We start from the raw sequence: 26,238 nt of genomic DNA on the forward strand, positions 1-26,238 counted from the left end.
ACGCTCCTCATCGATTGAATGCGTTGACAGCGCAGACCGGATTCATCGGCCGGCTGCTTCCATGAACGCATTGTGCGTGGCAGTAGCGGGGAGCAAGCCTACCCCTATGGAGTGGGACGGGCAGGTGGAAGGACGCGAGTGAGCAAGCGGCTAGCGCGCCCCTGCGTCGCGCATTCTGGCGACGGCGCCATCACGGCCGGTCACGTCCAGCTTTCTGTAGATGTTCTTCAGGTGCCACTTCACCGTATCGAGCGAAACGTCCATGACGCGGGCAATTTTCTTGTTGGGCAGCGCAAGCGCGAGCAGACCCAGCACTTCGTTTTCGCGTTCGCTGAGCGACTGGATCGGCACGTGCACCGCAGCCATTTTGGGGTGGCTTGGCGCTGCCTGCGCGGCGTCGATCAGTCGCTGTGCGTAGAAGCCCAGCACAGGATCGAAGCCCGCTTCCAGCGGCAACCCTTCGAGGATTTGGCGGCACTCGCCGAGTTCGTCCAGCAGGCTGCGCATCAGCCCCAGCCGGTGGCCTATACGCAAAGCCTCCACCAGATGCTCGCGCGCCGCTCTGTCGTTGTGGCGCCCCTGTTCGGCAATCGCCATCTGCAAGCGCAGCGCGGCAGCGCGGCACCAGCGCCCGCCTGCTTCGGACAACGCACTGAGTGGCTTCAGCCGGCTCATCGCGCCGTCGAAGTCATTCAGATGCAGACACATGCGAATGCGCGCGAGATCGGCGCAGACCCTGATTTCCCAGGCCGTGCTGCGTACCGCGCCGGCATCACGCGCCGCCAGCGCTTCGCAGCGCAACAACGCCGCCTCGGCTTCATCGAGACTGCCTTCTTCCAGCAGCCAGCGTGAGCGCAAACAGAGTGCGTTGGCGAGTAGACGATCCACACCATGACGCTTCGCGTGGTCTTCGAGTCGCTCGAGGCAGTCACGTGCCTCGAGCCGACGGCCCGCGCACCAGTGCGCGCTGGCGAGCGCCACGAGCGCCCGCAAGACCGTGTCGGGAATCGACACACGCTCCAGGACGTCGATGCGTTCGTCCAGCAGTCTGCGTGACGCATCGACATCGTTCAGTTCGTAAAGCGCCTCACTGAGCAACGCCGTGGCCATACACGCAATGCCGACATAGGCCGATCCCTGTTTCTCTGCTACCGCCAGCACGTCGCAGAAAACCCGTTCGGCGAGTAGCACCTGCCCTTCGGCGGCATGCGTCATACCGCTCATGCAACGGCCGAGCAGGAGGCCGCGCGGCGCGCCGCCATGCGGCGTCCCCTCCTCCAGAACCTTGCGAGCCTGTTCATACTCGCCACGATGGATGAACATCCACGAGAGGATGTTGCCGCGACCCACGCGGGTGAAATCGTCCGCGTCTGGCGGGACGCGCTGCAGCTCCGGCAAAAGCGCCACGACCGAATCCGTATCGTCGCGCTGTAGCGCCAGGCCGCCGCGAAGCAGCGCAAGTGCGTAGCGCTGACGCGGATCCGGCCGCTCGCTACGCGCAGCGATCTGTTGAATGCTCTGCGTCAGCGCGCCGGTTTCGCCCGCATACATTTGCAGATAGGCCGTGATCACGCGCAGATCGAAGCGCCCCGCAATCTGCACCGGGGGCAACCGGCGCACCAGACCCGCCAGCTGCCGCAGTTCGCCTCGCGCAAGCAGATCGTGCGCACACCCTTCCACGAGGTCCGCAGCAGCCTGCGCGTTGTCTGCCAGGACGGCATGTCGCACGGCTTCGTCGACATACCCTTGCGCGCTGAGCCACTGCCAGGCCACCGCATGCAGTTCGCGCAATTCCGCAGCCGGGCGTTCGGCGACCCGGCGCTGCAGGACTTCCCGCAATAGAGGATGCAGGCGATACCACGTTTCGCCGTCCTGTCCCACGCCAATCCGGGTGATGAACAGGTTGTCCTCTTCCAGGCGGCCAAGCCGGGAGGCGACGTCGCCAACGGTGCATGGATGCCGCATCAAGCTTGCACAGAGGCGTGCGCAAAATCGTTCGCATAGCGCCGCGCGAGTGAGCAGAAGCAGATCCTGGGGAGCAACGCGCACCAGCACCTCGCGTTCGAAGTAGCACGCGAAGGTTTCGGCATCACGCACCGTCGCAGGCGCGAAGGCCGCGCCTTTCCGGGTCTTCAGGTCGATCGCGAACAATTGCAGGCCCGCCGCCCAGCCGTCCGTCAGTTCATGCACGACCTGCACGTCCCGTTTTGCGATATCACCGAGTTGCTCGCGCAGGAACCGCTCTGACTCTTCGGCCGAAAAGCGCAGGTCCTGTCGATCGATCTCTGTCGCCAGGCCTTGTGAGCGCAGACGCGCCAGCGAGACGGGCAACGCCCGCCGCGAAGCCAGCACGACGTGAAGCTGCGGCGGTGCGTAGTCGAGCAGCCAGCGCAATGCTTCGAGAATCCTGGCGTTCTGGAGGTAATGAACGTCGTCGATCATCAGGACCAGCTCGCGTTTGCGGCACGCGATACCGCGAACGAGCGTGATCACCCAGTGCTCGACCGCGGTCTCGTCGCTCTCGCGGCCGACCAGCAATTCCGCTTCGCGCGCGATCGCCGGGTCCACGGTCGCCAGGCTTGCGAGCAGGCCATGAAAGAACGCGGTCAGGTCGTCGTCCTCGGGAGCGAGCGAAAGCCAGGCCACGTCGTAGTCCAGCGTCAGCATGGCCTGCCTCAGCGCCAGCATCGTGCTGGTTTTGGCGCTGCCCGCCGGCCCCTGGATCACCACGCAACGCTGTCGCCGCGCTTCGAGCAGGCGCGCCATCAAAGCTTCGCGCGGCATGAGTTGCCGCGCGCCACGAGGTGGAATCAGCCTCGTGCCCGTCACCGCCTCGAACGCAGGTCTGGGCGGGACGCGCACGTCGACTGAATGTTCACCGGAATCGGACATGCTGGGAAAACTGAAGAAAACAAAGGACGTGAGCAGAGTCAGGCGATCTGTGCCGTCACCACGAACCGCATTGGATCCGAGTATAAGAGTGCAACGCCGCGCTCCGGTGCAATTTGGAGGCTACCCACCCGATGCGGGTGGGTAGCCTCCGCGAGTACCCTCTGGCCTCACGATCCCTGCGTCGAATCCGAAGCGGAAAACCATGGCAAGCGAGATGCTTCCCGACCATGGCGCCGGTCGCGAGCGCCTCTCGCCACTCATTGGCGCGGTCGTCGTATCGAAAAGAAAGCGTGCCCCGTGGGGATACCGTGACCTGCATACGGTCACGGTTAGCGATCCTGTGACGCAGAATGATTGCGCGTGCCGCGCCAGAGCATCGCGACGATCAGATACCCACCACCCAGCAAAGTCGCCATTACACCAGCCGGCATTTCCTGCGGAAACAGAACCCAACGCCCGAGCCAATCAGACGCGACCATGAGCGTGGCGCCAAAACCAGCCGACACGAACAGCAGCGGCATAGCGCGTCGCACACCGAGCAAACGCGTCATGTGCGGCGCCATCAGGCCGATAAACGAGAGCGGGCCAATCACGAGCGTAGCAGCCGCGGTCGACAACGCGCTCATCATCAGCAACGCAAAGCGGGCCGTGGCGACGTCGACGCCGAGACCACCCGACACCGCTGCGCCAAGCGGCAGGATGTCCAGCCAGCGCCGGCAGAACGGCACGGCGACAAGCGCCGCGAGCGCGACCGTGGCGACGATGCCGGCGGCCGTCGCACTGACGTTGTAGGTGGAACCGGCGAGCAGGTTATACAGCACGATGACGCGAGGGTCGTCGCTCGCCATGGCAATCGTCGAGACCGACTGAAACACTGCGCTGATCGTCACACCGGCCAGTACCAGCGCGTCGGGCGCGTAGGCTGAGCCACGCGCGAACAGGATCAGCACGCCCAGTGTCGCTATCGACCCGCACGCACACCACATCAGGTAGGTGGGCAGTCCCGGCTGCGCGGTGAGAAAGAGCGCGCCGATCAGGCCGAACGCGCCGCCGGCGGTAATCCCGAGCAGATCGGGACTCGCCATCGGATTGCCGGTCATGCGCTGGATGATGCCGCCCGCGAGCGCGAGCAGCACACCGATTCCTGCTGCGGCCACCACGTGCGGCAGGCGCAGAAACAGCAAGCCGGCAATTTCGCCGACGTTGCCGAGGTGCCAACCGCTCAAGTCGCGTCCTACGCTGAGCGACAGCCCGGACACCAGCAGCAGAAGCAACAGGCTGCCGCCGATCGCCGCACGCGTCGCGCGTGGCGAGAGGGTCCCCGATTGCAGCATCGGTGCGGCCGTGAGGTCCGGACGTCCCTTCACGCTCCGCAACATCACCAGCAGCAGCGGCGCCCCCAGCAAGGTGGTCACGGCGCCGGTCGGCAGCGTCATCCCGTACAGACTCGACACCTGCTGCGTGAGCTGATCCGCCAGCCACAGCAAAGCGGCGCCGCACAAAGGCGCCCATAGCATCCGGTCGCGCAGGCGGCGTGCGCCGGCCAGCCGCGCAAGCGCCGGTGCGGCGAGGCCGATGAAACCGATCACGCCGACCGCGCTCACGACGAAAGCCGTCACGAGCAGCGTCAGGAAGAGCGCCGCGCCGCGCGTCGCGCGCAACGATACGCCGAGACTGCCGGCAACCGCGTCGCCCGCGCCGAACACGGTCATCGGACGCAGGCATAGCAGCAACAAACCCGCGCAGGGCACGAGCCGCACCAGCAGTGCCAGCGCGATATGCCAGTCCTGCTGGGAGAACGAGCCGCCGCCCCAGATCATGAGTCCGCTCAACAGATCGTAATGCGAAATGGCCAGCGCGAGACTCAATGCGCCACAACAAAGGTTGACGATCATCCCGCCCAGGATCAGCGCGAGCGGTGAGATGCCGCGCCGCGCGGCAAGCAGGAAAACGGTCGCCAGCGCGGCGCCGCCACCTGCGAGCGCCACAGTGTCCCGCCCCGAACCCAGCAGGCCCGGCGCGTAGACACTGGCGAGCGCAAGTGCGAGGTAGGCGCCCGGAAAAATGCCGAGCGTCATCGGTTCGGCGAGCGGATTGCGCAGAACCTGCTGAGCCGCCACACCGCTGATGCCGAGTGCCGCGCCGCATAGCCACGTGACGGCGATGCGCGGCAATTCGCTGTAATGCATCTGCACTTGCCGCAGGTCCGCGGGGTCAGGGGCGATTAAGGCTTGCCACCACAACGTGAGCGGCAAGCGGTCTTCCAGGCGATGGAGCGTGAGCAGCACGGCCAGCGCCATCAGCAGGCAAACCGGCAGCCACGGCGCGCGCCGCGCGGGCGTGACATGTACCGTCGCGACGCGCATCATGCCCTGCCCTCCCGCGCACCGTCGCGCGCGTCGGAGAGCGACGGTGTGGCGGTGAGACTGTGGTGCGGCGTCACCTGTTCGAGCGCGTCGACCAGCACGCGCACGAAATAGATCGCCGACGCCACGCTCCCCTCAGCCGGCACGGCCGGCATACCGATCAGTCGGCCGCTCCTCACGAACGGCTGGGCCGCCCACAGCGGACTCGTGTTCATCATATTCACCACGGATAAGGGCAACGGTTTCTGATAGAGCAGCGTCGTACCGAATGCGGGCCTCAGCGCGTCGAACGCAATCGTTGCATAGGCACCCGAACGGGTCGCGCCCTGCCATGCGTTCCGCAGTCCGAGAGTCGCAAACAGTTCACCGAACAGACTGTGCAAGCCATACACACGCAGATGCGTTTCGTCGAGAAAACGCACCATATAAAGCGGTGTGTCGCGTACCCGAGGCAAAGCGGCCAGCCTCGCGCGTGCCTCGTCGAGCACGTTCGAGGCGTGCGCCAGCAATGCGTCGGCGCGCGGTACGCAGTCGAGCATGCGGGCGAGCTGCAGCGTTTCGGCGCGCGCGTCGGTGTACGGCGTCGCGCTCGACCGGTAGCGGCCGAACGTGACGGTCGGCGCGATCCGTTCGAGCGACGTGCACAGTGCCGCATGAGCCGGCGAGACGACGATGAGATCCGGCTTCAACGACAGCAGCAACTCCATATTCGGCTGGAACATCAGCCCAAGATCGACCACGGAGCGCGGCAGAGTACTGGCAGGAAAGCTGCGTAGAAAGCCTGCGGTATTCGCTGCGCCGACCGGCACCACGCCGATCGATAACAGCATCTCCGTCAACGCCCAGTCGAGTACGACGATGCGCTGCGGCGGCGATGCCGCAAGACGGCCGCCCGTTCCAGCGACAGCCGCCGTCGACACCGCGCCCAGCAATCCGGCCAGCCATGCGCGCCGGTTCATCGATTAAGTCCCGCAGGCGCGGAATGCATGAGGACGATCACCACTGATATTTCAACCCTGCCAGCACGAGCCGCCCTTCGCCCCAGTTGCATGAACCGTTGTTGCAGGACGCGACGTAATGGCGGTCGAGCAGATTGCTTGCGTTGAGCGACGCGGTCCAGCCGCGCAGATAAGCAAACGAGCGGCCCAGATCGTAACGCGCCGCGAGATCGATCAACGTCGCCGACGAAGTCAGCAGCGTATTCGCCGTATCGCCATATGAACCGCCGATGAAGCGCACGCCGCCGCCGAGTTGCAGTCCGGCAAGCGGCCCCGCCCCGAGCGTATAGTCCGCCCACAGCGATGCCGTATTGCGCGGAATACCGATTGGCACCTTGTTGAGATTGGCCGTGTTGCTCTTCGTGTTGAGCAGATTGGTGTAGGTGTAGCTCGCAATCAGTTGCAGGTTGTTGGTCAGGCTCGCGTGTCCTTCCACCTCGAAACCCTGCGAGCGCACTTCGCCGGTCTGGACCTGGAAGCCGGTATGGACCGGATCCGTGGTCGGGACGTTTTGCTGCGTCAGGTGAAACGCCGACACGGTGACAAAGCTGTTGTAACCGGACGGCTGGAATTTCACGCCGACTTCGTATTGCTCGCCGGTAGTCGGATCGAACGACTTGCCGGTGAAGTCCGAGCCGACTTGCGGCTGGAACGATTTCGAATAACTCGCATACGGCGCAATGCCGTTATCGAAGCGATACACGCCACCCGCCCGCCACGTGAACGCGCGGTTGAACTGGCTGGTTGTCGCACCGGTCTTGTACGAGGTCACGTCTTCGTTGGTCCAGTCTTCGCGCACGCCCAGCAGGAACGACCAGCGGCCAATGTCGAATTGATCCTGCGCATACGTGCCGAGTTGCTTGATCGACTGCGCGTTCGACGTCGCAAACATGAACGTCGGATACGGAATCGCGACCCCGTATTGCGGATTCGTGATGCTGAGCGACGGTGTGCTGTCGTCCGCGGAACCGAAGAAATAGTGGTTGAACTGCGTGTTCTGGTAATCGAGACCCACCGTGACCTGATGCGAAACCGGTCCTGTCCCGAAGCGCGCCGTCGCCTGGTTGTCGAGCGTATGCGAGTTCACCATGCCGCGGTTCAGATACGCTTCCCGCGCCAGCGCCGTGCCGTTGTTCACGTAGCCGAGGTCGTCGGCCACGTACTGCACCGTCTGGCTGTTGTGCAGGAAACGATAGCTCTGTTTGAACGACCAGATATCGTTGAGACGGTGGTCCAGTTGATACCCGATCGACTCCTGGGTCTTGCGGAAACTGTCGAAGGTCGGCTCGCCCGGATAGAAGCTGCGCGGCAATTGGGCCATGCCGGTCTGGATCGTGCCGACCACCGGCACGAAGTTGTAAATGCCCGCCTCAGGATCGGCCTGATAGTTGGCGAACACCGTCAACGTGGTGTCCTTGGTCGGACGCCACGTGATGGTCGGTGCAATGGCGAAACGCTGCTGGTTCACGTAGTCGGTTTGCGTGCCCGTGTTGAAGCCGTCGGCCGTCAAGCGGTAGAGCACCTTGCCTTCCTGATCGATCGGACCGCTGAAGTCGAAGAAACCTTGCAGGCGTCCGTAGCTGCCGGTCTGAATGCCGATTTCGTGGAGGGGTTCGGCGGTCGGCAGTTTGCTCACGAGATTCACCGTCCCGCCGGGCGATCCCTGGCCGTAGAGCACCGAGGCCGGTCCGTGCACCAGTTCGATCCGTTCGAACATATACGGATCGAAGCTGGTGACGTTGTAGCCGAAGCCGCCGGCCGGGCCCGGCGTGCGCAGACCATTCCAGAATTCATCGACGAGAAAGCCGCGCGCATATAGATACTCCAGCGAATCCGTGTTGGTGCCCCGCTGCTCCGGGCTGATCCCGGACGTATAACGCAACGCCTGCGCCACGCTTTGTACGTTCTGGATGTCCATCTGGTCGCGCGTGACAACCGACACCGCTTGCGGCGTCTTGATGAGCGGCGTGTCCGTCTTCGTCCCCGCCGTGCTCTGATGCGCCACGTAGCCGGCCACCGGTCCCGTGCCGGTTTCGCGAGCGCGACTGTCGCTCACGCTGACGGTGGGCAGCTGTGCCGTATCCGACGCGGCAGCGGACAGCGCGCGCGGCTCAGACTTGCCCGCTCCGCCTGCCGCGCCCGTGGCGTCGGCCGCGCCAGCGGGCAGCGACTGGGCGTGCCCGGCGTGGGCGAGCATCAGGCTCGCCGCAATGGGCACCAGCCGGAAGCAGGCGAAGCGCTTCGCCTGCTCGCGACGAGCCAATCCCGTTTGGCGCGTGGATTCCGTTCCCCGATTCATATTGTGTTCCAGTTCATTTAAAAGAAAGCCTCCCCAAGCACAAGAACGCTATTAAGAATCATTACTATTCTCATTGCCAGCGTGTTGTCGTGAAGTGCAAAATAAGATAGCTGACGAGGTAGCGCGAGGTATCGCCAACAAACTTCGTGAAACAGACAATTTTTGTCGGTCGATGAGAGGCAGTGAACGTGGAACAAACGTGGCGCTTATCCCCTGGTTCCCAGTACCAGCGGCAATCGCGCGAAATCATAGCCAGTTGCTATGAATACAGAGATGGCGATAGACAAGCATGGCATTCGCACGAGCAGGCGCAATTCGTGTACACCGTGCGCGGCGTGCTGCGGGTGGTGACGCCAAACGGCATGTGGACGCTGGGGCCCCATCGCGGCTTGTGGATTGCGCCGCGTGTCGGCCACGAATTGTGGGCAACGGGCGAAGTCTCGATGCACAGCGTCTACTTCGAGCCGGAAGCGTCCCCGTGGCCATCGGCCGGATGCAAGGTGCTGGCGATTTCGCCGTTGCTGCGCGAACTGGTAGCCGCCATGATCGAAGATAAAAAGGTCGACCCCGACCGTCGCGCGGCGCTGATCACGCCTCTTCTGCTGAAGGAGATGCTGGATGCGCCAGAGGCGACAGAAGGCGGCTTGCCGTTGCCGCAGGATCGCCGGTTGCGGCAGATTTGCGAATCGCTGCTGAGCGAACCCGCGAATGGCGATTCGCTAGGCACATGGGGCGACCGTGCCGGCGCCAGCGAGCGCACGCTCGCGCGACTGTTCCGTGACGAGACCGGTTTGACCTTCGGTCAGTGGCGGCAACAGTTGCGGCTCGTCGAAGCGGTCTCCCTGCTTGCGCAAGGCACGGCTGTTGCGACGATTGCCGCCCAACTCGGCTATACCAACTCGAGTGCGTTCATCACCATGTTCAGGCGAACGATGGGCGAGACACCACAACGCTATCTGAAGCCTTAACCCGTCGGCGCACGTCTGCCCAAAGCCATTCGTCATGAGCAACGCGCTCATCCAGAACGCGACGAAACAGCGTGACAGTCACGAATCCGGATCACCAAGACTGGCTGCGCGCAATCGATCGAAATCGAGAATGGCGATCTCCCCGGATTTCAGGCTCACTATGCGTTGACTTTCGAGGTTCCTGAGCAACTGATTCGTGGTCTGTCGCGACAGCGACACCATTGAAGCCAGGCTGTCCTGCGAGACCCTTATCCGGCTCTGCGAGGCGTTGAGACCGCCATAACCGCCGGCGATCATCAACAAGCGGTTCGCCACGCGCTGTGCGGCGGGCAACAGGGTCATCGCTTCGGCGTTCTCGAACGACACCCGCAGTCTTTGCGCCATTAACAACGCAAAATCTCGCCAATAACGGGGCGTGGAATCGAGCAGGCCCTGCAGCGTGGTCTCGGGCACGTGCAGCAACAGTGTCCTGCTGACGGCCGTGGCGTCGTGCGGCCGTGGCAGTCCATCGAACATCGAGATTTCTCCTACCCACGCGGTCGGTCCGAGCACCGCGAGCAAGGCCTCTTTCCCATCCAGCCCGACTGTGCCGATTGCGAGTGCGCCGCCCAACACGGCGTACAGGCCATCGGACGGTTCGCCACGCCGATACAGCAATTGCCCCTTTTCCAGCGTGAGCAGCCTGGCATGGCTGACCAGATAGTCCCGCAACTCGACGGGCAGGCCCCGGAACCATGGCGTCGTCTCGAGTTGTGAACGGTAACGGTGCAGACTGGATTCCATTGGCGCGTCGAGCTGTCGGGTACCTGACAGATTTTAGGCGGCTTCGCGGCCATCATGTGGACTCGCGTCGGACGGCGCGATGACTTGGGCCCGCGATACACCGGCTGCATCGCGAGGGCCGAATGAGCGATTTCGCAAGGCGTTGTCCCGGGTTGTTCCATTGCTTGAATCATCGAATAAGGAGTGTCGACGTGGCCTCATATGCTGTCAGTCTGAAGAACGACGTTTCACCTGCCGAATGGGAAGCGCGGGTCAATCTTGCGGCCGCGTACCGTCTCACGGCGCTGTTCGGGTGGGACGATCTGGTGTTTACCCACATCTCGGCGCGCGTGCCCGGTCCCGAACACCATTTTCTGATCAACCCGTACGGCATGATGTTCGACGAGATCACAGCGTCCTCGCTGGTCAAGATCGGCCTCGATGGCCGCAAGGTTACCGAGTCACCGTATGACGTCAATCCGGCCGGCTTCACGATCCATAGCGCCGTGCATGCGGCGCGCGAAGACGCCCTTTGCGTCATGCACACTCACTCGGTCAACGGTGTTGCCGTGTCGGCGCAGGAGGCGGGATTGCTGCCGCTCTCCCAGCAGTCGCTCGGTGTGCTGGCGTCACTCGGCTATCACGATTACGAAGGTATCGCGCTCAATGAAGCGGAGAAGCCTCGCCTCGTTCAGGACCTCGGAAGCAACACTTATCTGATGCTGCGCAATCACGGCCTGCTGACGGTCGGCTCCGCGCCGGCGGACGCCTTCGTCGCCATGTACTTCTTCGAAGTGGCCTGCATGATTCAGGTGCGCGCCCAGGCCGGTGGCGGAAAGCTCACGCCCATCGCGCAGCCGATTCTCGACGGCATCAAGGATCAGATCCGGATGGCGACGCGAGGCATGACGCCAGGGGCGCTGGTGTGGCCCGGACTGCTGCGTCGGCTCGACCGCCGCAACCCCGGCTATGCTGACTAGTGCGGTCCGCTCGTCCCATGCACTGCCGATGGCATGTGACGAGCGAACAGCCTAAGCGTCCAGTAAGCGATACGAGCCGCGTTTGCGAATTCAACGCATCACAGATGTAATCTGGTAGGTCACGTGAGAACCTGTATGGCAAAAATCTTCATCTACGGCGCCGGGTCGATTGGTTGCTATGTCGGCGGACGGCTTCTTGCCGGTGGTAGCGACGTCAGTTTCATTGGGCGCGCGCGTGTGGCCGACCAGTTGCGCAATCAAGGCATCACGTTGTCGCGGCACGACGAGCGTCGCTGGCACGTGCCGCCGGAGCAAATCGACGTATCGACGGAAGCGGCCCGTGCCGCCACGGCCGATCTCGTGCTCGTCACCGTCAAGTCGGCTGCGACACCCACGGCCGCGGCCGAACTGGCGAACGTGCTTCGCCCCGGCACGATCGTCGTGAGCTTTCAGAACGGCGTAGGCAATGCGGACGTGTTGCGCGCCGCACTGCCACAGCATACGGTGCTGGAAGGGATGGTGCCGTTCAATGTCGTCGAACGCGGCCCTGGCGGATTTCATCAAGGCTCGGCGGGTGAGCTGGAAATCCGGCATGCGCCGGCCATGCAACCATTCGTCGACGCGTTCAGAAAAGCGGGACTGCCGCTGATCCAGCACGCCGATATGTTGCCGGTACAGTGGGCGAAGCTGTTGCTCAACCTCAACAATGCCATCAACGCGCTGGCGAACCGGCCTTTGAAGGAAGAGCTCTCGCAGCGCGCCTACCGGCTCTGCCTCGCCATGGCGCAGAAAGAAGCACTCGCGCTGCTGAAGCGGGCCGGCATACGGCCAGTCAAAGTAACGCCGCTTCCCGCCACCTGGATACCGCGTGTTCTCGGCGTACCCGATGCGTTGTTCGACCGGCTGGGCCGCGCGATGCTGACGATCGATCCGCTCGCGCGCTCGTCGATGTCCGACGACCTCGCGATGGGGCGCCCCACGGAAATCGACTGGATCAATGGCGAAGTCGTGCGCCTCGCGCAACGCCTTGGGCAAACCGCACCGGTCAACGCACGGCTATGCGAACTCGTGCGGCAAGCCGAGCAGGCCGACGTGCGTCCTTCATGGTCGGGCGAAGCACTGCTCGCTGAGATGCGGGCTGCAGCACGGCGTACGTAGAAAGCGCTTCTGACCGGAACCGGTGTTCAATTCCGGGAAAGCAGCCAACCCCAAGGCCGTTGCGCTGAGCTAGAGTCTTCGCGCACATGCTGGGAACGGCACGGCAGGTCGCACGCCTCGATTCACTTGAGGCCGAGACGTCTGGCCAGACGATTGAGGTTGGCGCGATCCAGCCCGAGCGCACGGGCTGCGGCGGCCCAATTCTGGTTGTGTCGAGCCAGCGCATCCACAATGGTCGCTCGCTCGAACGCCGTTACCGCGGTACGAAAATCTTCATCTGCGCTTTGCGGCGCCGCGACGTCGGCTGCCGCGTCGCCTTGCTCGCTGTCATGGCTCGACAACGCCAGGTCGGCCGTCGTCAAGGTAAGAATCCGGCGCCGTTCGCGATTGGCCGCCAACGCCTTCAGCGCGCTGCGTCCAATCAGGTGCTCGAGTTCGCGCACATTGCCCGGCCACTTGTAACGCAGCAGCGCCGCTTGCGCGTCGGCGGCCAGACGCAGGCTGAGAAGCCCTAGGCGCGACCGGTTTTCCTCGAGGAAGAATCCGGCGAGCAGCAACACGTCGCGGCCCCGCTCGCGCAAGGGAGGCACGCGCAACGGGTACACGCTGAGACGATGATAGAGATCGGCACGGAACCGGCCGGCCCGCACTTCCTCGGCAAGATCGCGATTGGTGGCGGCAATCAGCCGCACGTCGACCTGATGTTCATGGTCCGAGCCAATGCGCTGCAACTGACCGTTCTGCAATACGCGCAGCAATTTCGCTTGCACCGCCAGCGGCAGTTCGCCGACTTCGTCGAGGAACAGCGTGCCGCCGTCCGCGAGTTCGAATTTGCCGCGCCGATCCGCCGACGCCCCCGAAAACGCACCCCGCACGTGTCCGAACAACTCACTTTCAACGAGCGTGTCCGGCAGCGCCGCACAGTTGAGGCTAATCAAGGGTTTGCCGGACCGCGCCGACAGCGAATGAATCGCATTGGCCACGAGTTCCTTGCCGACCCCTGTTTCACCCGTGACCAGCACCGTCAGATCGCTACTGGCCACGACTTCGATTTCTTCGATCAGATGTTTATGGGGCGCGCTGCTGCCCATCATTTCGCGGCGGCTCTGTCCGCTCGCCTGACGGTAAGCGTCCGCGCGGCGCCGTTCTTCCTCGCTCGTGCGAGCAAGCATAGTGATCCGCTCCGTCACGCTCACAGTCGCGGCGGCAAGACTCAGGAAGGCTTGCAGCGAAGCCATATCCAGACCATCGAAACGCGCAGGATCCAATGCGTCGAGCGTGAGCAGGCCCCAAGGCCGGCCTCGGACAAAGAGCGGACAGCCGAGGCAGTCATGAACCTCCAGATGCCCCTTCACGTCCTGCACCAGACCGTCATACGGATCCGGCAGGTCGGAATCGGCGGCGAAGCGCGTCGGCTCGGGCCGCGACAGAAGTTGTGCAAAACGCGGGTGATCGGCCACGCGAAAGCGGCGACCGAGCGTGTCGCTACTCAGACCATCGACCGCGAGCGGCACGAGCGTGTCGCCGTCCAGACGCAGCAATGCCGCCGCGTCGCCGGGAAAAAGCGCGCGCAGGCTGCTCAGCAAGCGCCGGTAGCGCTCCTCTTCAGGCAGGTCGCGCGAGAGGTCCTGAACCAGTGGTGTGAGCGCGTCGAGCACGGCTCGCGCAGTCATTCCGACCTCGCCGGCAGTCGATATGACTAGAGTCGAATTGACCATCAAATTTATTAAGCAATTGATTTAGCGGCATATTACACCTGGCACGAAACATGGATACAGAGGGTTGGCAGCCAACTCCTGCTCAACCTCATCCAACAAGGAATCCGCACCATGCTTTCTGCCGAACACCGCGCCATCGTCAAGGCAACCGTCCCGCTTCTCGAAAGCGGGGGTGAAACGCTTACGAGGCACTTCTACAAGATGCTGATCGAGGAGCACCCGGAGGTGAGACCTCTGTTCAATCTCGCGAATCAGGCAAGCGGCGCGCAGCAACGCGCGCTGGCGAACGGCGTGCTGATGTACGCGCGGCATATCGACGAGCTCGAACAATTGGGGGGCCTCGTGGGCCAGATCATCAACAAGCACGTGGCGCTGAACATTCTGCCCGAGCATTATCCGATTGTTGGACAGTGCCTGCTCCGGTCCATTCGCGAGGTGCTCGGCGCCGAGATCGCAACCGATGCCGTGATCGAAGCATGGGCCGCCGCGTACCAACAACTCGCTGACCTGCTGATCGGACTTGAAGAACAGATCTATGCCGAACGGGAAGCAGCGCCCGGCGGATGGCGAGGCACGCGGCTGTTCCGGGTGGCGCGCAAAGTCCGTGAAAGCGACGAGATTACCTCGTTCTATCTGCGCCCTGACGATGACGGCGAACTGCTCGCGTTCCATCCAGGCCAATACATCGGCATACGGCTGTACGTCGATGGCCATGAAGTACGGCGCAACTATTCGTTGTCGGCTGCACCCAACGGCCGCGAATACCGTATCAGCGTAAAACGCGAGCCGAACGGCAAGGTGTCGAACCATCTGCATGACAACCTCAAGGAAGGCGATACGATCGACCTCTTCGCCCCGGCAGGCGATTTCAAGCTCGAACACAGCGCCAAACCGCTCGTCCTCATCAGCGGCGGGGTCGGTATCACGCCGACGCTGGCCATGCTGCAGGCAGCGCTCGAAACAGATCGGCCCGTCCATTTCATCCACGCTGCCCGTGACGGCGCCGTGCATGCGTTTCGCAATATGATCGATGAACTCGCTGCGCGTCATCCCAAACTGAAGCGCTTTTACTGCTACGAGAAAAAGCGTGCGGAAGATGCGGAAGTACAGGGCATTGGCTATCTCGACGAAGCGCTGCTCGACAAATGGTTGCCTGAGACACGGGATGTAGACGTCTATTTCCTGGGTCCAATCGGATTCATGAAGGCGGTGAAGAAGCACCTCAAGGCAGTCGGCGTGCCGGAGTCCCAGAGCCGCTATGAATTCTTCGGGCCCGCTTCTGCGCTTGAATGAGCGCGGTGCCTCACGGGATTGGCGCAACGCACCGGGTTGGCAAGCAGCCCGTAGCGACGGGCTACTCCCTCAGCGCGTAACAGCATAAAAGGCAGACATCCCGCCGCGCGAGAATCTTATTCACCTTCCTCACGCACCAGCCCAAGTGTTGCGTTGTCGTAGCCAAGCAGCGCGCACAAAGCCTCGACGATCAATCCATGATCCTCGCGCTGAGGCAAACCAGAGACGGTGATCGAACCAACCACACCGGCGCCGTGCACGGTCAGCGGAAAGCCGCCACCGTGTGTGGCGTAGTCAGCGTTCGACAAACCAAATTTGTCGGTGAGCGTCGATGCGGATTCCGCCAGACGCAAACCAACCGCGTAAGAGCTGCAGCGAAACTGCGCAACGGTATTACTTTTGCGTCGCACCCAGTCCGCATTGTCGGGCGTCGTCCCGGCAAGGGCACTGTAGAAGATCAACTGCCCGAAAGTACGCACGTCGATCGCAATCGCCAGCCCGCGAGCCTTTGCGAGTTCGTGCAGATGCGTCCCAATCTGCCAGCCAAAGTCGAAATCAAAACGAGGGGCGACAAGCAGTTTTTCCTGTTGTGCGATCTGCTGAAGGTCTCTGCCAATGTTCATATCGAAGCAGGCGGAGCGAATCCGCCGTCCCATGGAAGTTGATGTGCAATCGGGTCGACATTATCGGGGCAGGATAAGTCCGCATGCATGGCATGCCGTGAAGACGACGACCATACAGCTGCAATCGGTTTCGGATCAGTGAAAACGATCGGCGAGATCTCGCAACTCAGTGACCAGCGTGAAGCTGGCGCCAATCGAAAACCACGAACGGTTCATTGACGATCCGCTCCAGCAAGGCCCGATATATTTTCCCCGGACTATCAGGACTTTCGACCCGCACCATCCCCTCCAACGGAATGCGATCCTCCGCTAACCATTTCATTGCTTTGCGGAAACCACCCATGATGCTGTGCGAGCTGTTGTTGTAGCCTTCCAGAAGCGCCTCCCATTTGAAATTCCGGGAGACTAACGGGAAAGTCCATTCCCAGCCGCTGCGCAACTCAACAAAACCATTGAATATTGCGTTAAGCAGGTCGTGAGCGGACAGCTCCGTCTGGCGCCGCCACGGAACACCAACCAGCACCACCTCGCCGTTCTGGCGCACGATGCGACAACCGTCCAGAACCGCTTGTTCATGTCCCGAGCAATCGACCACCAGTGCGACTTGACCTGCCAGCTCTGATCGCTCAAATGGAAACGCCGCGAATACCGATTGCAAACCCGAGTCCTGTGCCTGAGCACGTCGTTTAGCGTCGGGCTCAACGACACTGACTTCGTAACCGCCCAGCCGGAAAATGTGCGCGGCCAGATAGCCGACCGGACCGGCGCCACAAATCACTACTGCGTCTCCGGGTCGTGCTTTGGTCGTCATCAACGTAGTCATCGACACACCTATGAGTCGTGCCAGCAGCGCAATCTCGGGTTTCACCCCACTGGGTATCGCGACTGTGTGGTCAATGTCGACCTGCTGATAGCTCCGATGACCGCCCATGCAGAACAAGCGATCGCCGATAGATACGTTGGTTACGTCCGCGCCACGTTCCTGGACCTCAAACACGGCGGAATAGCCTGGCTTGATGGGAAAGTCATCCCCGGTCGCCCATGCCAATTCCGTTCCGGGACTAATGAGCGTTGCAATCGTGCGCCCACGCACCTGATTGGGAAGTAACGCCTCCACCCGTTCACAGGGCTGCAGGATGAATTGATTCTTCTCTGGAAAGCAGATTTCCATTTCTTGCATACGATGTCTCCCAGCAGCGCAATCTGCGCCGCCATGCAGGTCTCGCGGACGGTTCCCGAAGACGTCCGGTAGCGCACGTCGAATGGGATATCAGAAGCGGGACCCCAGCCTGTTCTATGCGGATTGCGGCGCCCAAAGGGTCGGCCCATCAGCCTCTTCATACCCGAGTGGACCGCTTCGGCTCACCAGTTCGAGGAACTGTCCCCAGGGAGCGCGCAAATATACCCAGGTAAGGCCTTTCATCGGTCCGGCCTCGACGTAGGTGGGTCCCTCCAGAACGTCCACCCCCATCGCTCTCAGGTTATCGGCTGCGGCAACGGCGTCGTCGACCTGAAAGGCAAGATGAAAACCGCCCACCTCACTGTTGCGCTTGAGCGCCCCTTGCTGCGCCTCGCCCGAGTATTCGAATAGTTCGAGATTTGCACCATTTCCACAGCGCAGCACCTTGATATTTCCGATGCGGCAATGTTCGGGCACACCCAGGCGCCGCACCATGAACGCGTTGTCCGCGACAACCGGTCCCGTCTCCATAACGGTGACCGCACCAAACACCTTTTCAAAGAAACGCACTGCTTCGTCAAGGTTGGGAACCGTGAAACCCACGTGCTCCATGCCGTAAAATTTCATCGTTTGTTTCCGTTTGTTGATACCCGTGTGAAGATCATCAATCCGCTTTGCTATGAAAGACGTCGCGAAGTTGATTCGGGCTAGAACGCCGGCTTGACTGAGTCCACGTTGTCTTTCGTGACCCGCACCGTCGGCAGGATGATCTTGGGCGGAACCTTTTCACCCTTCAGGATTTTTAGCGCAACAGTCATACCTTCGGTGCCGGCAGGCGGGTATAGCCACGTGGCCGCTTCATCGCCTGCTCTGATTGCGTCGAATTCCTCCTTCTGCCCGTCGAGTCCCGTTACACTGATCTCCCTGGAACGCCCGCTTTCCTTGATCGCCTGGATTGCGCCTAGCGCCATCTCCCCATTCGCCGCGAACACTGTATCGATCGTTCCTGGCGGGTGCGCCTGAAGGATGTTTTGCATGACCGAATAGGCTTTGGGCCGGCGGTAATCGCCGGGCTGCGATGCCACGATCTTGATGTCCGGATATTTCTTGACCACAGACAGAACGCCGCCGACGCGGTTCAGCGACGTCTCATCTCCCGGGATGCCCTCAAGCACCACGAGATTCCCTTTGGGCTTGCCGTTCTTCTGCGTCAGGCTGTCGACAATGTATTGCCCCGCGGCGGCGCCTAACGCGCGGTTGTCTCCGGAGACCATAGTGATCGCGCCGGCATTTTCAATCGGCTTGCCGACGAACATGTACGGAATGCCGCGCTCTTTCAGACTCTCCAGTTCCTGACGCAACCCTTCCGCTTTGCCTGCCTGAACCAGCAACAATTTGATGCCCTTCGACTGCATGTCCTCGATGCCGGCAATCTGCGTCGCAACATTTCCTTGTCCATCGGTGGCAAGGAGCCTGACGCCGGCGCCGTTGCAAGCCGCTTCGATCTGCTTGCGCTGAGTCGCGAGCCATGGATGATCCAAACTCTCCTGCGAGAGTCCGATTGTTTCCGACGCGGCCCACGCAGCACCCATGCCACCGAACAACAATGCCGCCGCCGTCAACGCCAGCGTGATTTTTGATTGTTTCATTTCATCTCCTTTGTATTGGGTTACCTATCGGCCCCTGGAACGACTCAGCTGAGCATGGATCAGAACTGCTATCACGATGATGGCGCCCTTCACGATCAATTGCGTATAAGCGGGAATGTTGAGAAGGTTAAGCAGATTGTTTAGTACGCCGATCAGCAGCACGCCGATAATCGTCCCGCCAATGCCACCGGCGCCACCGGCAAGACTGGTCCCTCCCACCACAACAGCTGCGATAGCATCGAGTTCAAGGCCTTTCCCGAGATTCGCTTCGCCGATGTTCAATTGCGCCGCCATGACGATGCCGCCGAGCCCGGCGAAAAGACCGGACAAGCAGTACGCAATCATCCGAACCCGATCTACTGCAACGCCCGAGAGGCGGGCTGCCTCGACATTGCCGCCGACCGCGTAGATATGACGCCCATAGCGCGTCTTCTTCAGAATCACGATAGAGGCCAGCGCCATCAGGATGAACAGAATGGCCTGCACCGGGACACCGCCGAGCCTGCCGCGACCAATCCAGCCAAGCGAGACAGGCACGCCGATCACAGGTTGCCCATCGGAATAGGCCAGGCCGACACCCACTAGCGCCGTCATCATGCCGAGCGTGACAATGAACGGCTGGATGCGTCCTTTCGTGGTGATAAAGCCGTTCAGCCAGCCACATGCAAGCGCCACAGCGAGTCCGCCGGCAAGCGATGCAACCGGCCCATAAGGCTTCAGTCCAGCAACGGCGAGGGTTGTCAACGCGAGTATCGAGCCGACCGATAGATCGATGCCGGCGGTCAAAATGACAAACGTCATACCAAGAGCAGTCAGTCCAACCACCGAAACCTGTCTGACTACATTGAGCAGATTTTCAGGTGTCAGGAAGAACGGTGACGACAAACCGGCCGTCACGCAAAGCAACAGAAAAATCGCCAGAATGCCGTAGCGCTGAACAAGTTCGATACGCCGATATGCATTGTTCGAGAAGCGTTCGCTGGAACTGACATTCGATAGTGATTCGGCAATGGCCATAATTACCTCGCAATCATTTGTAGAACGGACTCTTCGGTTGCACCGAGCGCGATGGCCTCACCTGTGACCATGCCGTCGCGCACACCGACGATGCGGTCGGCCATGCCGATCAATTCCGGCAATTCCGAAGAGATCAGGAGTACCGCTTTACCTGAACGTGCAATTTCGTCGATGAGTCTGTAGAACTCCGTCTTCGCGCCTACGTCGACACCGCGGGTCGGCTCGTCCAGAATCAGCAGCGAAAAGGAATGCGCCATCCACTTGCCGAAGACAACCTTCTGCTGATTGCCGCCGGAAAGCGTCACGACCGGCACTTCCACGCTTGAGGCCGACACCGCCAGTTGCCTGCAGACTTTTGCAACCCGAGCCCGTTCCTTACGGTTTTCAACAAAACCGAACCGGCAAATGCTTTTCAGGGTCGGCAAAATGGCGTTTTCGCGGATGCTCAATCCCAGCACCAGACCTTGTGTCTTCCGATCTTCCGGAACAAGCGCGATACCCGCCTCGATCGCCTGCGACGGAGACTTAGGCCGATGACTTTTGCCCCGAAGCGAAATGCGCCCTCCCGTCACGTTCTCAAGGCCGAAGATGGCTCGCGCCACCTCCGTCCTGCCTCCCCCGACGAGTCCGGCCAGCCCTACCACCTCGCCCGCACGAACGCTGAAAGTGACGTCCCGCACGCGTTGTTCGAGACGCAAACCCTCGACCTCGAGTACGATCTCGCCGGTCGCCGCCGGCCGTTTTTCGGGAAAACGCGTATCGAGTTCGCGGCCCACCATAAGCTGGATCAACGCCGCCCGGCTCAGTTCGGCGACGGGCCGTGTGCATACCGACCGCCCGTCTTTCATCACCGTGCAGGAATCACAGAGATCGAAGATTTCATCCATCCGGTGCGAGACGTAGATGATCGTCACGCCTTCACTGGAGAGCTTTCTCACCACGTTATAAAGCAACGTCATTTCGTGGTCCGACAGCGTTGCCGATGGTTCGTCCATGATCAGCACACGCGCGGATATAGCCAGCGACTTTGCAATTTCCACGAGCTGCTGTTCGGCGACCGACAAAGTGCCGACACGACGGCGCACATCAATTGGCGCGCCGATGCGCTCCAGCAATGCCTGTGCTTCCTTGCGCATGGACCTACTGTCAAGCAGCCCGTTTTCGAGGCGTTCGCGCCCGAGGAAGATGTTCTCCGCGACGTTCAATCCCGGTATCAGATTGAACTCCTGATAGATCGTCGACACTCCCGCTTCGACAGCTTCACTTGGCGACGCCGGCGCGTAGGGTTGGCCGTCAAGCAGCAATTCACCTTGGTCCGGCGCAACCGCGCCGCTGAGGATCTTGATGAGCGTCGACTTACCTGCGCCGTTTTCACCGACTAACGCATGGACCGAGCCTCTGCCGCACGTGAAGGCGATCTGATCAAGGGCGCGTACGCCCGGGTAAGTCTTGCTGATTCCTCGTACTTCAAGGGCATTCATAGCGCACCTTCTGAGTTGGCGACGCGAGCAGATCGGCCGCTCAGGCGATTTGCAACTGGATCTTCAACACGCTTCTGTCTTCGGCGAGACGCGCGAATGCATGGTCGACGTCGTCGAGCCGATAGATCGTCGTCAGAAACGGAGCGACGTCGATACGCTTGTAGCCGAGCAGCGTGGCTGCTTCGTGCATGTCGTCGCCCATTCCCGCGACGCTCGCCTGTAAGCCCTGCTCACGCAGAACGAAATCAAGCGCGGCAATGCGGAACGTGTGCCCTGGCCTGGCAATGCCAAAGGCGATCACACGCCCACCCGGGCGGATCAACGCCAATGCGCGTTCATAGAGTTCGGGAGAGCCGACGCTCTCAATCGCGACGTCGACACCGCGTCCGTCGGTTGCCGCCCGCACGGTCGTTTCCAACTGCGCTGCATCGGTCACGACGAAGTCCGCGCCCAGATCTTTGGCGAGTTGCGCGCGCTGCGCGTTCGGCTCGATCACGAAGACAGGCGCCGCGCCCGAACGCAAGGCTAGCTGCAAGTGCAACTGGCCGATCGGACCTGCACCGATAATCAGTACGCTTTCGCCGAGCCGCAGATGACTCTTGCGAAACGCGCGCACGATGCACGACAGGGGTTCGACCATCGCGCCCTCTTCGATCGGCATCGCCGCCGGCAACGGAACGACGGCGTATGCCGGCACCCGCACGTACTCGGCCATGCCGCCGTTCACGTGAATCCCAAGTTGAACTCGCTGCGCGCAATTGAGGATTTCGTTCTTGCGGCAGTAAAAGCAGCTGCGGCATCCAAGATTGATATCGGCCGTCACCGGCTGACCGACGCGCAGCCCTTTCACATCCGAACCTATCTCCGCGATCGTCCCGGAAAATTCATGGCCCGGAATCAACGGCAGGCAATCGGCCGAATAGTTGCCGTGATAGATATGCAGGTCGGTGCCGCAGATACCGCAGCGTTCTACCTTGATCAGCACATCGGACACACCGCATTCAGGAACCGGTACGTCACGCAACTCGAACTGCCTGGGTGCGACGAGTACAGCAGCTTTCATGACTTTCTCTCTGACGATAAAACGCGAGGACGACACGACCCCTCCGCCATGGCGAACCGTGGCGGCGCTGCTCGCGGGTTTGTCGCGGACCAGGCGGTTCGTTACTGCCTGGCGGTGGTGTGACTCAGGCGCTACTGAGGCGTCGGCGCATCCTCGCGGATCAACTCGCGGCGCTTCAGTTCGGCCCAGAATGCCGGTGGTATTTCAGCCCGGAAGGTCTGCAGGTTATCTTCCAGTTGTGCAACCGTGCGTACACCCGGAATGTTGGTCGGGATCGCCGGATGACCGAGGACGAATTGCAGTGCCGCGGCTTTGAGCGGCACCGAGTATTCCCGGCATACCTGCTCCATCCTGCGCACACGTTCCAGAATGGCTTCCGGCGCGGGCGCGTAGTTGTATTTCGCACCAGGCACCGCACCCGTCGCGAGAATGCCGCTGTTGTAGCCGCCGCCGAGAATGACCGACACCTGCTTCTCTTCACACATCGGCAGAAAGCCGTCCAGCGCGTCCTGCTCAAGCAGCGTGTAGCGGCCGGCCAGCAGCAGGCAGTCGAAATCCTGCCGGCGAATCGCTTCGTGCGCGACCTGCCACTCGTTGACGCCGAGCCCCACCGCTTTCACGACGCCTTCGTCGCGCAGCTTCAGCAGTGCTTTCGACGCCCCCGCCATCGCCGCCTCGAACATTTCGGGCTGGCGCTCGCCGTGTGTAAATACATCGATGTCGTGGATCAGCGCGATATCGATGTGCTCCAGCGCCAGACGCTGCAGGCTGTCCTCGATCGAGCGCATCGTGCCGTCGTAGCTGTAGTCGAAAACGGGTTCGAACGGCAGCCCATCAACCCACGGCGCGAAGTCGATCTCCGCGCGCCTGCGCGGTTTCAGAATGCGCCCGACCTTGGTGGACAGCACGTATTCGTCCCGCGGATACCAGCGCAGTCCCTGACCGCTGCGCGCCTCGCTCAAGCCGTGGCCATACATTGGCGCGGTGTCGAAGTAGCGCACGCCCGCATCCCACGCCGCCTTGATCAGCGCCGCCGAATCCTCCTCGCTGATCGGCCTGAAGATGTTGCCGATCGGCGCCGCGCCGAAACCCATTACCGTTGTCTCCAGCCCTGAACGCGGCCACTTTCGCTTTGCTACCGGATCCATCTTTGTCTCCTGTGTCGACCGGAGTTAGCGCTTCAGCGCTTACTCCGGTCCCATGCAATTCATTGCGGTCGACCGGAGTTAGCGCTTTAGCGCTTACTCTGGTCCCATGCAAGCCATTGCGGTCGACCAGAGTTAGCGCTTCAGCGCCTACTCCGGCCACCATAAAAGGTGATTGCTACCACACCTTGAAATACTCATCTGGTCAGCCATAAAGTAACTCTCCGGATAGTTACTTAACGATGATATTAGGCCGCACTTAAACATCCATCAAGCGGGTTTTCCCTGACTTTCCGCGGCTTTGTGCATAACGTTTTGAGCAGCACCTACAGCAGCCCCGACGTACGCGAGATCAAGGCACAAGCCGCAGAAAAGCGGCCATTGTTTCCACCGAACTTTCGAGCAGATAACGGCCCAAATGCGTAGCGAGACCGCGTGCCCTGGCGTCTTCCAGCAGGCGCGTTTGCGCGGGCTTCATGATGAGGTCTGCCACCACCGCGTCCGGATGTGCGCCAGTCAGGTCGATCGGCAACGGGTCGTTAGCGCGCATCCCGCACGGCGTCGCGTTCACGATAAAGTCGTGCGCCGCCTGCGCGGCCGGCATGCTCCGACGTATCAGCGTCGTGCCTCCGCGCGAGCGTAACGCGCGCTCAAGCCGTTGCAGCGACTCCGTATTGCTATCGAACAGATCAAGCGACGCAACCCCGGCATCGACCAGCGCATGTGCGACTCCCGCGCCTGCTCCGCCGGTTCCGACAAGCAGCACCGACTTGTCACGCACGATAAGCTCACAGGCATCGAGACCTTTCACGAAGCCAATACCGTCGAACATGGCGCCGAACCACGTGCCGTCCATCTCCCGGCGCAGACAATTCACACTCCCTGTCTGCCGGGCCGCATCGGACAGATCCGCGGCATAAGCCGCGGCAGCAATCTTGTGCGGCACGATGACGACCACGCCCGCCAGGTTGACGATCCCGCGCAAGCCGTCGAGTACCGCGCCAAGTTTCGCGGGCGGCACTTGCAACGGAACCAGCGCCGCATTCACGCCGTACCGCTCGAACAGCGCGTTGAATAACTCAGGTGACTTCGCCTGCGCGACGGGGTCCCCCACAATTACGACTATTTTCGTTTCCCCGTCGATCTGCATCAGGATCGGTCTCCACGTTGAAGCGTGATGCGTTCGATCAACCGTTGCACACGTAACGCATCATCGCCGGTGATGGAAGGTGCCCGATCCTCGCGGATCGCGGCGCAAAAATCCTTGAGCAGATCGCGATGCGCGGCGTGAGAAAAATCCATCGGCTTCGCACCGAAGCCCGACGAAGACGGATCATGAAATTCGTCGGTGCTGCCATCCTGGAAGATCACGCGCAAAGTGCTGCCTTCGAGCACTGCCGTGCCCTTTTTGCCGACTGCTTCAATTCGCTCCGGAAAGCCTGGAAACGCTGCGGTAGTGGCAAGCACGTAACCGGCCGCTCCATTTTCGAATCTGAGTGCTGCGCTTGCAAAGTCCTCCGCTTCCATCGTATGCAATAGGGTCGTCGCAGTCGCACCTGTCACCGTCGACACATCACCTGCCAGCCACATGAGCAGATCGAGCGAGTGGATCGCCTGCGTCATCAGCACGCCACCGCCATCGCGTGCATAGGTGCCCCGGCCCACTTCATCGTAGTAAGACTGTGGACGCCACCATCGCAGATCAAGTCCCACATAGGCGAGTGGGCCGAGCGCGCCGCCATGCACCAAAGCGGCGAGCCGCTGCACCGCCGGACGAAAGCGATTCTGAAACACGACACCAAGCCGCACGTCGGCGTCATAGCACGCTTGTACCAGACGTTCCGCACGTTGCGTCGAGATGTCGAGCGGCTTCTCCAGCAGCACGTGTTTGCCGGCAGCCGCAGCTTGCAAAACAAGATCAAGATGCGTATGCGGCGGTGTCAACACCAGAATGACGTCGACGCCGGGATCGTCAAGCACGGCGTCGAATGATTCGCCGGGTGGAAAGCCGTGCTGGTTCGCGAACCGCTCGAGTCGTTCGCGCGAGCGGCCCAGCACGCCGACGACCTCGATTTCGTCGCGCAGATCGTTGAGCGCAAGCGCGTGAGGGGTGGCGGCAAGCCCGGCGCCCACGATCGCCATCCGAGTCTTATGCGTGTCGGGCTCCACGTTGGGTCGCCTCAAACCAACGCGCTCAGTTCAGGCACCCTCTCGAACAGATCACCCACCAGACCGTAATCGGCGACGCTGAAGATCGGCGCTTCCGCATCCTTGTTGATCGCCACAATCACCTTCGAGTCTTTCATCCCGGCCAGATGCTGGATTGCACCCGAGATGCCGACCGCGACGTACAGTTGCGGTGCGACGATCTTGCCGGTCTGGCCGACCTGATAGTCGTTCGGCACGAAGCCCGCATCGACGGCTGCACGCGATGCGCCCAATGCGGCGTTGAGCTTGTCGGCCAGCGGTTCCAGAACCTTGGTGTAGTTCTCGCCGTTGCCCAGACCGCGGCCACCTGAGACGATGATCTTCGCCGACGTCAGTTCCGGACGGTCCAGCTTCGTCACTTCACGGCTGACGAACTGCGACAGGCCGGTGTCGGCTGCCGCTTCGATCTTCTCGACTGAAGCGCTGCCACCTTCTGCG

The 26,238-nt window shown here is 61.7% G+C and carries 21 protein-coding genes; 4 read left to right on the plus strand and 17 right to left on the minus strand.

The genetic code is table 11. The features are described from left to right. Window positions 1–150: 150 nt before the first annotated feature. The 4 genes from PQQ95_RS34800 to PQQ95_RS34815 form a co-directional block, all read right to left on the minus strand. A complete protein-coding gene (locus PQQ95_RS34800; protein ID WP_408446460.1) occupies window positions 151–2,892 on the minus strand; it encodes a winged helix-turn-helix domain-containing protein in 2,742 nt (913 codons plus the stop codon). Between the two features lie 329 nt (window positions 2,893–3,221). Beyond that, window positions 3,222–5,261 (minus strand): Fe(3+)-hydroxamate ABC transporter permease FhuB, encoded by a 2,040-nt coding sequence (gene fhuB / locus PQQ95_RS34805; protein ID WP_408446461.1) that lies wholly within the window; start codon window positions 5,259–5,261, stop codon window positions 3,222–3,224. After that, window positions 5,258–6,217 carry an iron-siderophore ABC transporter substrate-binding protein gene (locus PQQ95_RS34810; RefSeq protein WP_408446464.1) on the minus strand — a complete coding sequence of 320 codons (960 nt, stop codon included), beginning with the start codon at window positions 6,215–6,217 and terminating at the stop codon, window positions 5,258–5,260. Before PQQ95_RS34810 ends, fhuB begins: the two co-directional genes overlap by 4 nt. Window positions 6,218–6,254: 37 nt before the next feature. After that, the gene (locus tag PQQ95_RS34815; protein WP_408446466.1) at window positions 6,255–8,555 is read right to left on the minus strand and encodes a TonB-dependent siderophore receptor; all 2,301 of its coding nucleotides are present in this window, start codon (window positions 8,553–8,555) and stop codon (window positions 6,255–6,257) included. 188 nt (window positions 8,556–8,743) lie between these two features. Between PQQ95_RS34815 and PQQ95_RS34820 the strand changes: the two genes are divergently transcribed. Continuing rightward, the gene (locus PQQ95_RS34820; protein ID WP_408446503.1) at window positions 8,744–9,523 is read left to right on the plus strand and encodes an AraC family transcriptional regulator; all 780 of its coding nucleotides are present in this window, start codon (window positions 8,744–8,746) and stop codon (window positions 9,521–9,523) included. 78 nt (window positions 9,524–9,601) lie between these two features. Here the strand turns inward: PQQ95_RS34820 and PQQ95_RS34825 are convergent, their stop codons facing one another. Beyond that, window positions 9,602–10,306 (minus strand): Crp/Fnr family transcriptional regulator, encoded by a 705-nt coding sequence (locus PQQ95_RS34825; RefSeq protein WP_408446467.1) that lies wholly within the window; start codon window positions 10,304–10,306, stop codon window positions 9,602–9,604. A gap of 191 nt (window positions 10,307–10,497) precedes the next feature. Between PQQ95_RS34825 and PQQ95_RS34830 the strand changes: the two genes are divergently transcribed. Both PQQ95_RS34830 and PQQ95_RS34835 read left to right on the plus strand, forming a co-directional pair. After that, the gene (locus PQQ95_RS34830; protein WP_408446470.1) at window positions 10,498–11,265 is read left to right on the plus strand and encodes a class II aldolase/adducin family protein; all 768 of its coding nucleotides are present in this window, start codon (window positions 10,498–10,500) and stop codon (window positions 11,263–11,265) included. A 135-nt stretch (window positions 11,266–11,400) separates the two neighbouring features. Beyond that, window positions 11,401–12,423, plus strand: a complete 1,023-nt coding sequence (locus PQQ95_RS34835) for a 2-dehydropantoate 2-reductase (RefSeq protein ID WP_408446472.1) — start codon at window positions 11,401–11,403, stop codon at window positions 12,421–12,423. A 122-nt stretch (window positions 12,424–12,545) separates the two neighbouring features. Here the strand turns inward: PQQ95_RS34835 and norR are convergent, their stop codons facing one another. Next, the gene (norR, locus tag PQQ95_RS34840) at window positions 12,546–14,141 is read right to left on the minus strand and encodes a nitric oxide reductase transcriptional regulator NorR (RefSeq protein WP_408446475.1); all 1,596 of its coding nucleotides are present in this window, start codon (window positions 14,139–14,141) and stop codon (window positions 12,546–12,548) included. 111 nt (window positions 14,142–14,252) lie between these two features. Here norR and hmpA point away from each other — a divergent pair, with 111 nt between their 5' ends. Further along, window positions 14,253–15,434, plus strand: a complete 1,182-nt coding sequence (gene hmpA / locus PQQ95_RS34845) for an NO-inducible flavohemoprotein (protein WP_408446477.1) — start codon at window positions 14,253–14,255, stop codon at window positions 15,432–15,434. A gap of 116 nt (window positions 15,435–15,550) precedes the next feature. On the opposite strand, the gene PQQ95_RS34850 is transcribed toward hmpA, so the two are convergent. The 11 genes from PQQ95_RS34850 to PQQ95_RS34900 all read right to left on the minus strand — a co-directional run. Further along, window positions 15,551–16,057 carry a heme-degrading domain-containing protein gene (locus PQQ95_RS34850; RefSeq protein WP_408446506.1) on the minus strand — a complete coding sequence of 169 codons (507 nt, stop codon included), beginning with the start codon at window positions 16,055–16,057 and terminating at the stop codon, window positions 15,551–15,553. 166 nt (window positions 16,058–16,223) lie between these two features. Beyond that, the gene (locus tag PQQ95_RS34855; protein ID WP_408446479.1) at window positions 16,224–17,237 is read right to left on the minus strand and encodes a zinc-binding dehydrogenase; all 1,014 of its coding nucleotides are present in this window, start codon (window positions 17,235–17,237) and stop codon (window positions 16,224–16,226) included. 114 nt (window positions 17,238–17,351) lie between these two features. Further along, a complete protein-coding gene (locus PQQ95_RS34860; protein WP_408446481.1) occupies window positions 17,352–17,864 on the minus strand; it encodes a VOC family protein in 513 nt (170 codons plus the stop codon). A gap of 80 nt (window positions 17,865–17,944) precedes the next feature. Then, window positions 17,945–18,859, minus strand: a complete 915-nt coding sequence (locus PQQ95_RS34865; protein WP_408446484.1) for a substrate-binding domain-containing protein — start codon at window positions 18,857–18,859, stop codon at window positions 17,945–17,947. A 51-nt stretch (window positions 18,860–18,910) separates the two neighbouring features. Next, the gene (locus tag PQQ95_RS34870; RefSeq protein WP_408446487.1) at window positions 18,911–19,903 is read right to left on the minus strand and encodes an ABC transporter permease; all 993 of its coding nucleotides are present in this window, start codon (window positions 19,901–19,903) and stop codon (window positions 18,911–18,913) included. Window positions 19,904–19,905: 2 nt separating this feature from the next. After that, a complete protein-coding gene (locus tag PQQ95_RS34875) occupies window positions 19,906–21,384 on the minus strand; it encodes a sugar ABC transporter ATP-binding protein (RefSeq protein WP_408446489.1) in 1,479 nt (492 codons plus the stop codon). A 40-nt stretch (window positions 21,385–21,424) separates the two neighbouring features. Further along, on the minus strand, window positions 21,425–22,447 hold the full coding sequence (locus PQQ95_RS34880) for a zinc-dependent alcohol dehydrogenase (protein ID WP_408446491.1): 1,023 nt from the start codon (window positions 22,445–22,447) through the stop codon (window positions 21,425–21,427). A gap of 131 nt (window positions 22,448–22,578) precedes the next feature. After that, a complete protein-coding gene (locus tag PQQ95_RS34885; RefSeq protein WP_408446494.1) occupies window positions 22,579–23,595 on the minus strand; it encodes an aldo/keto reductase in 1,017 nt (338 codons plus the stop codon). Between the two features lie 349 nt (window positions 23,596–23,944). Beyond that, window positions 23,945–24,742 carry a shikimate dehydrogenase family protein gene (locus PQQ95_RS34890; protein WP_408446497.1) on the minus strand — a complete coding sequence of 266 codons (798 nt, stop codon included), beginning with the start codon at window positions 24,740–24,742 and terminating at the stop codon, window positions 23,945–23,947. After that, entirely contained in the window at window positions 24,742–25,761 is a 1,020-nt protein-coding gene (locus PQQ95_RS34895) for a Gfo/Idh/MocA family protein (RefSeq protein ID WP_408446500.1), read from the minus strand. The genes PQQ95_RS34890 and PQQ95_RS34895 overlap by 1 nt, the downstream gene beginning before the upstream one ends. 11 nt (window positions 25,762–25,772) lie before the next feature. Continuing rightward, window positions 25,773–26,238: electron transfer flavoprotein subunit alpha/FixB family protein (locus PQQ95_RS34900; protein WP_408446501.1), on the minus strand; the 466-nt coding region annotated here is incomplete at its 5' end.

The organism is Paraburkholderia caffeinilytica (assembly GCF_046030355.1).
Taxonomy (GTDB): domain Bacteria; phylum Pseudomonadota; class Gammaproteobacteria; order Burkholderiales; family Burkholderiaceae; genus Paraburkholderia; species Paraburkholderia caffeinilytica_B.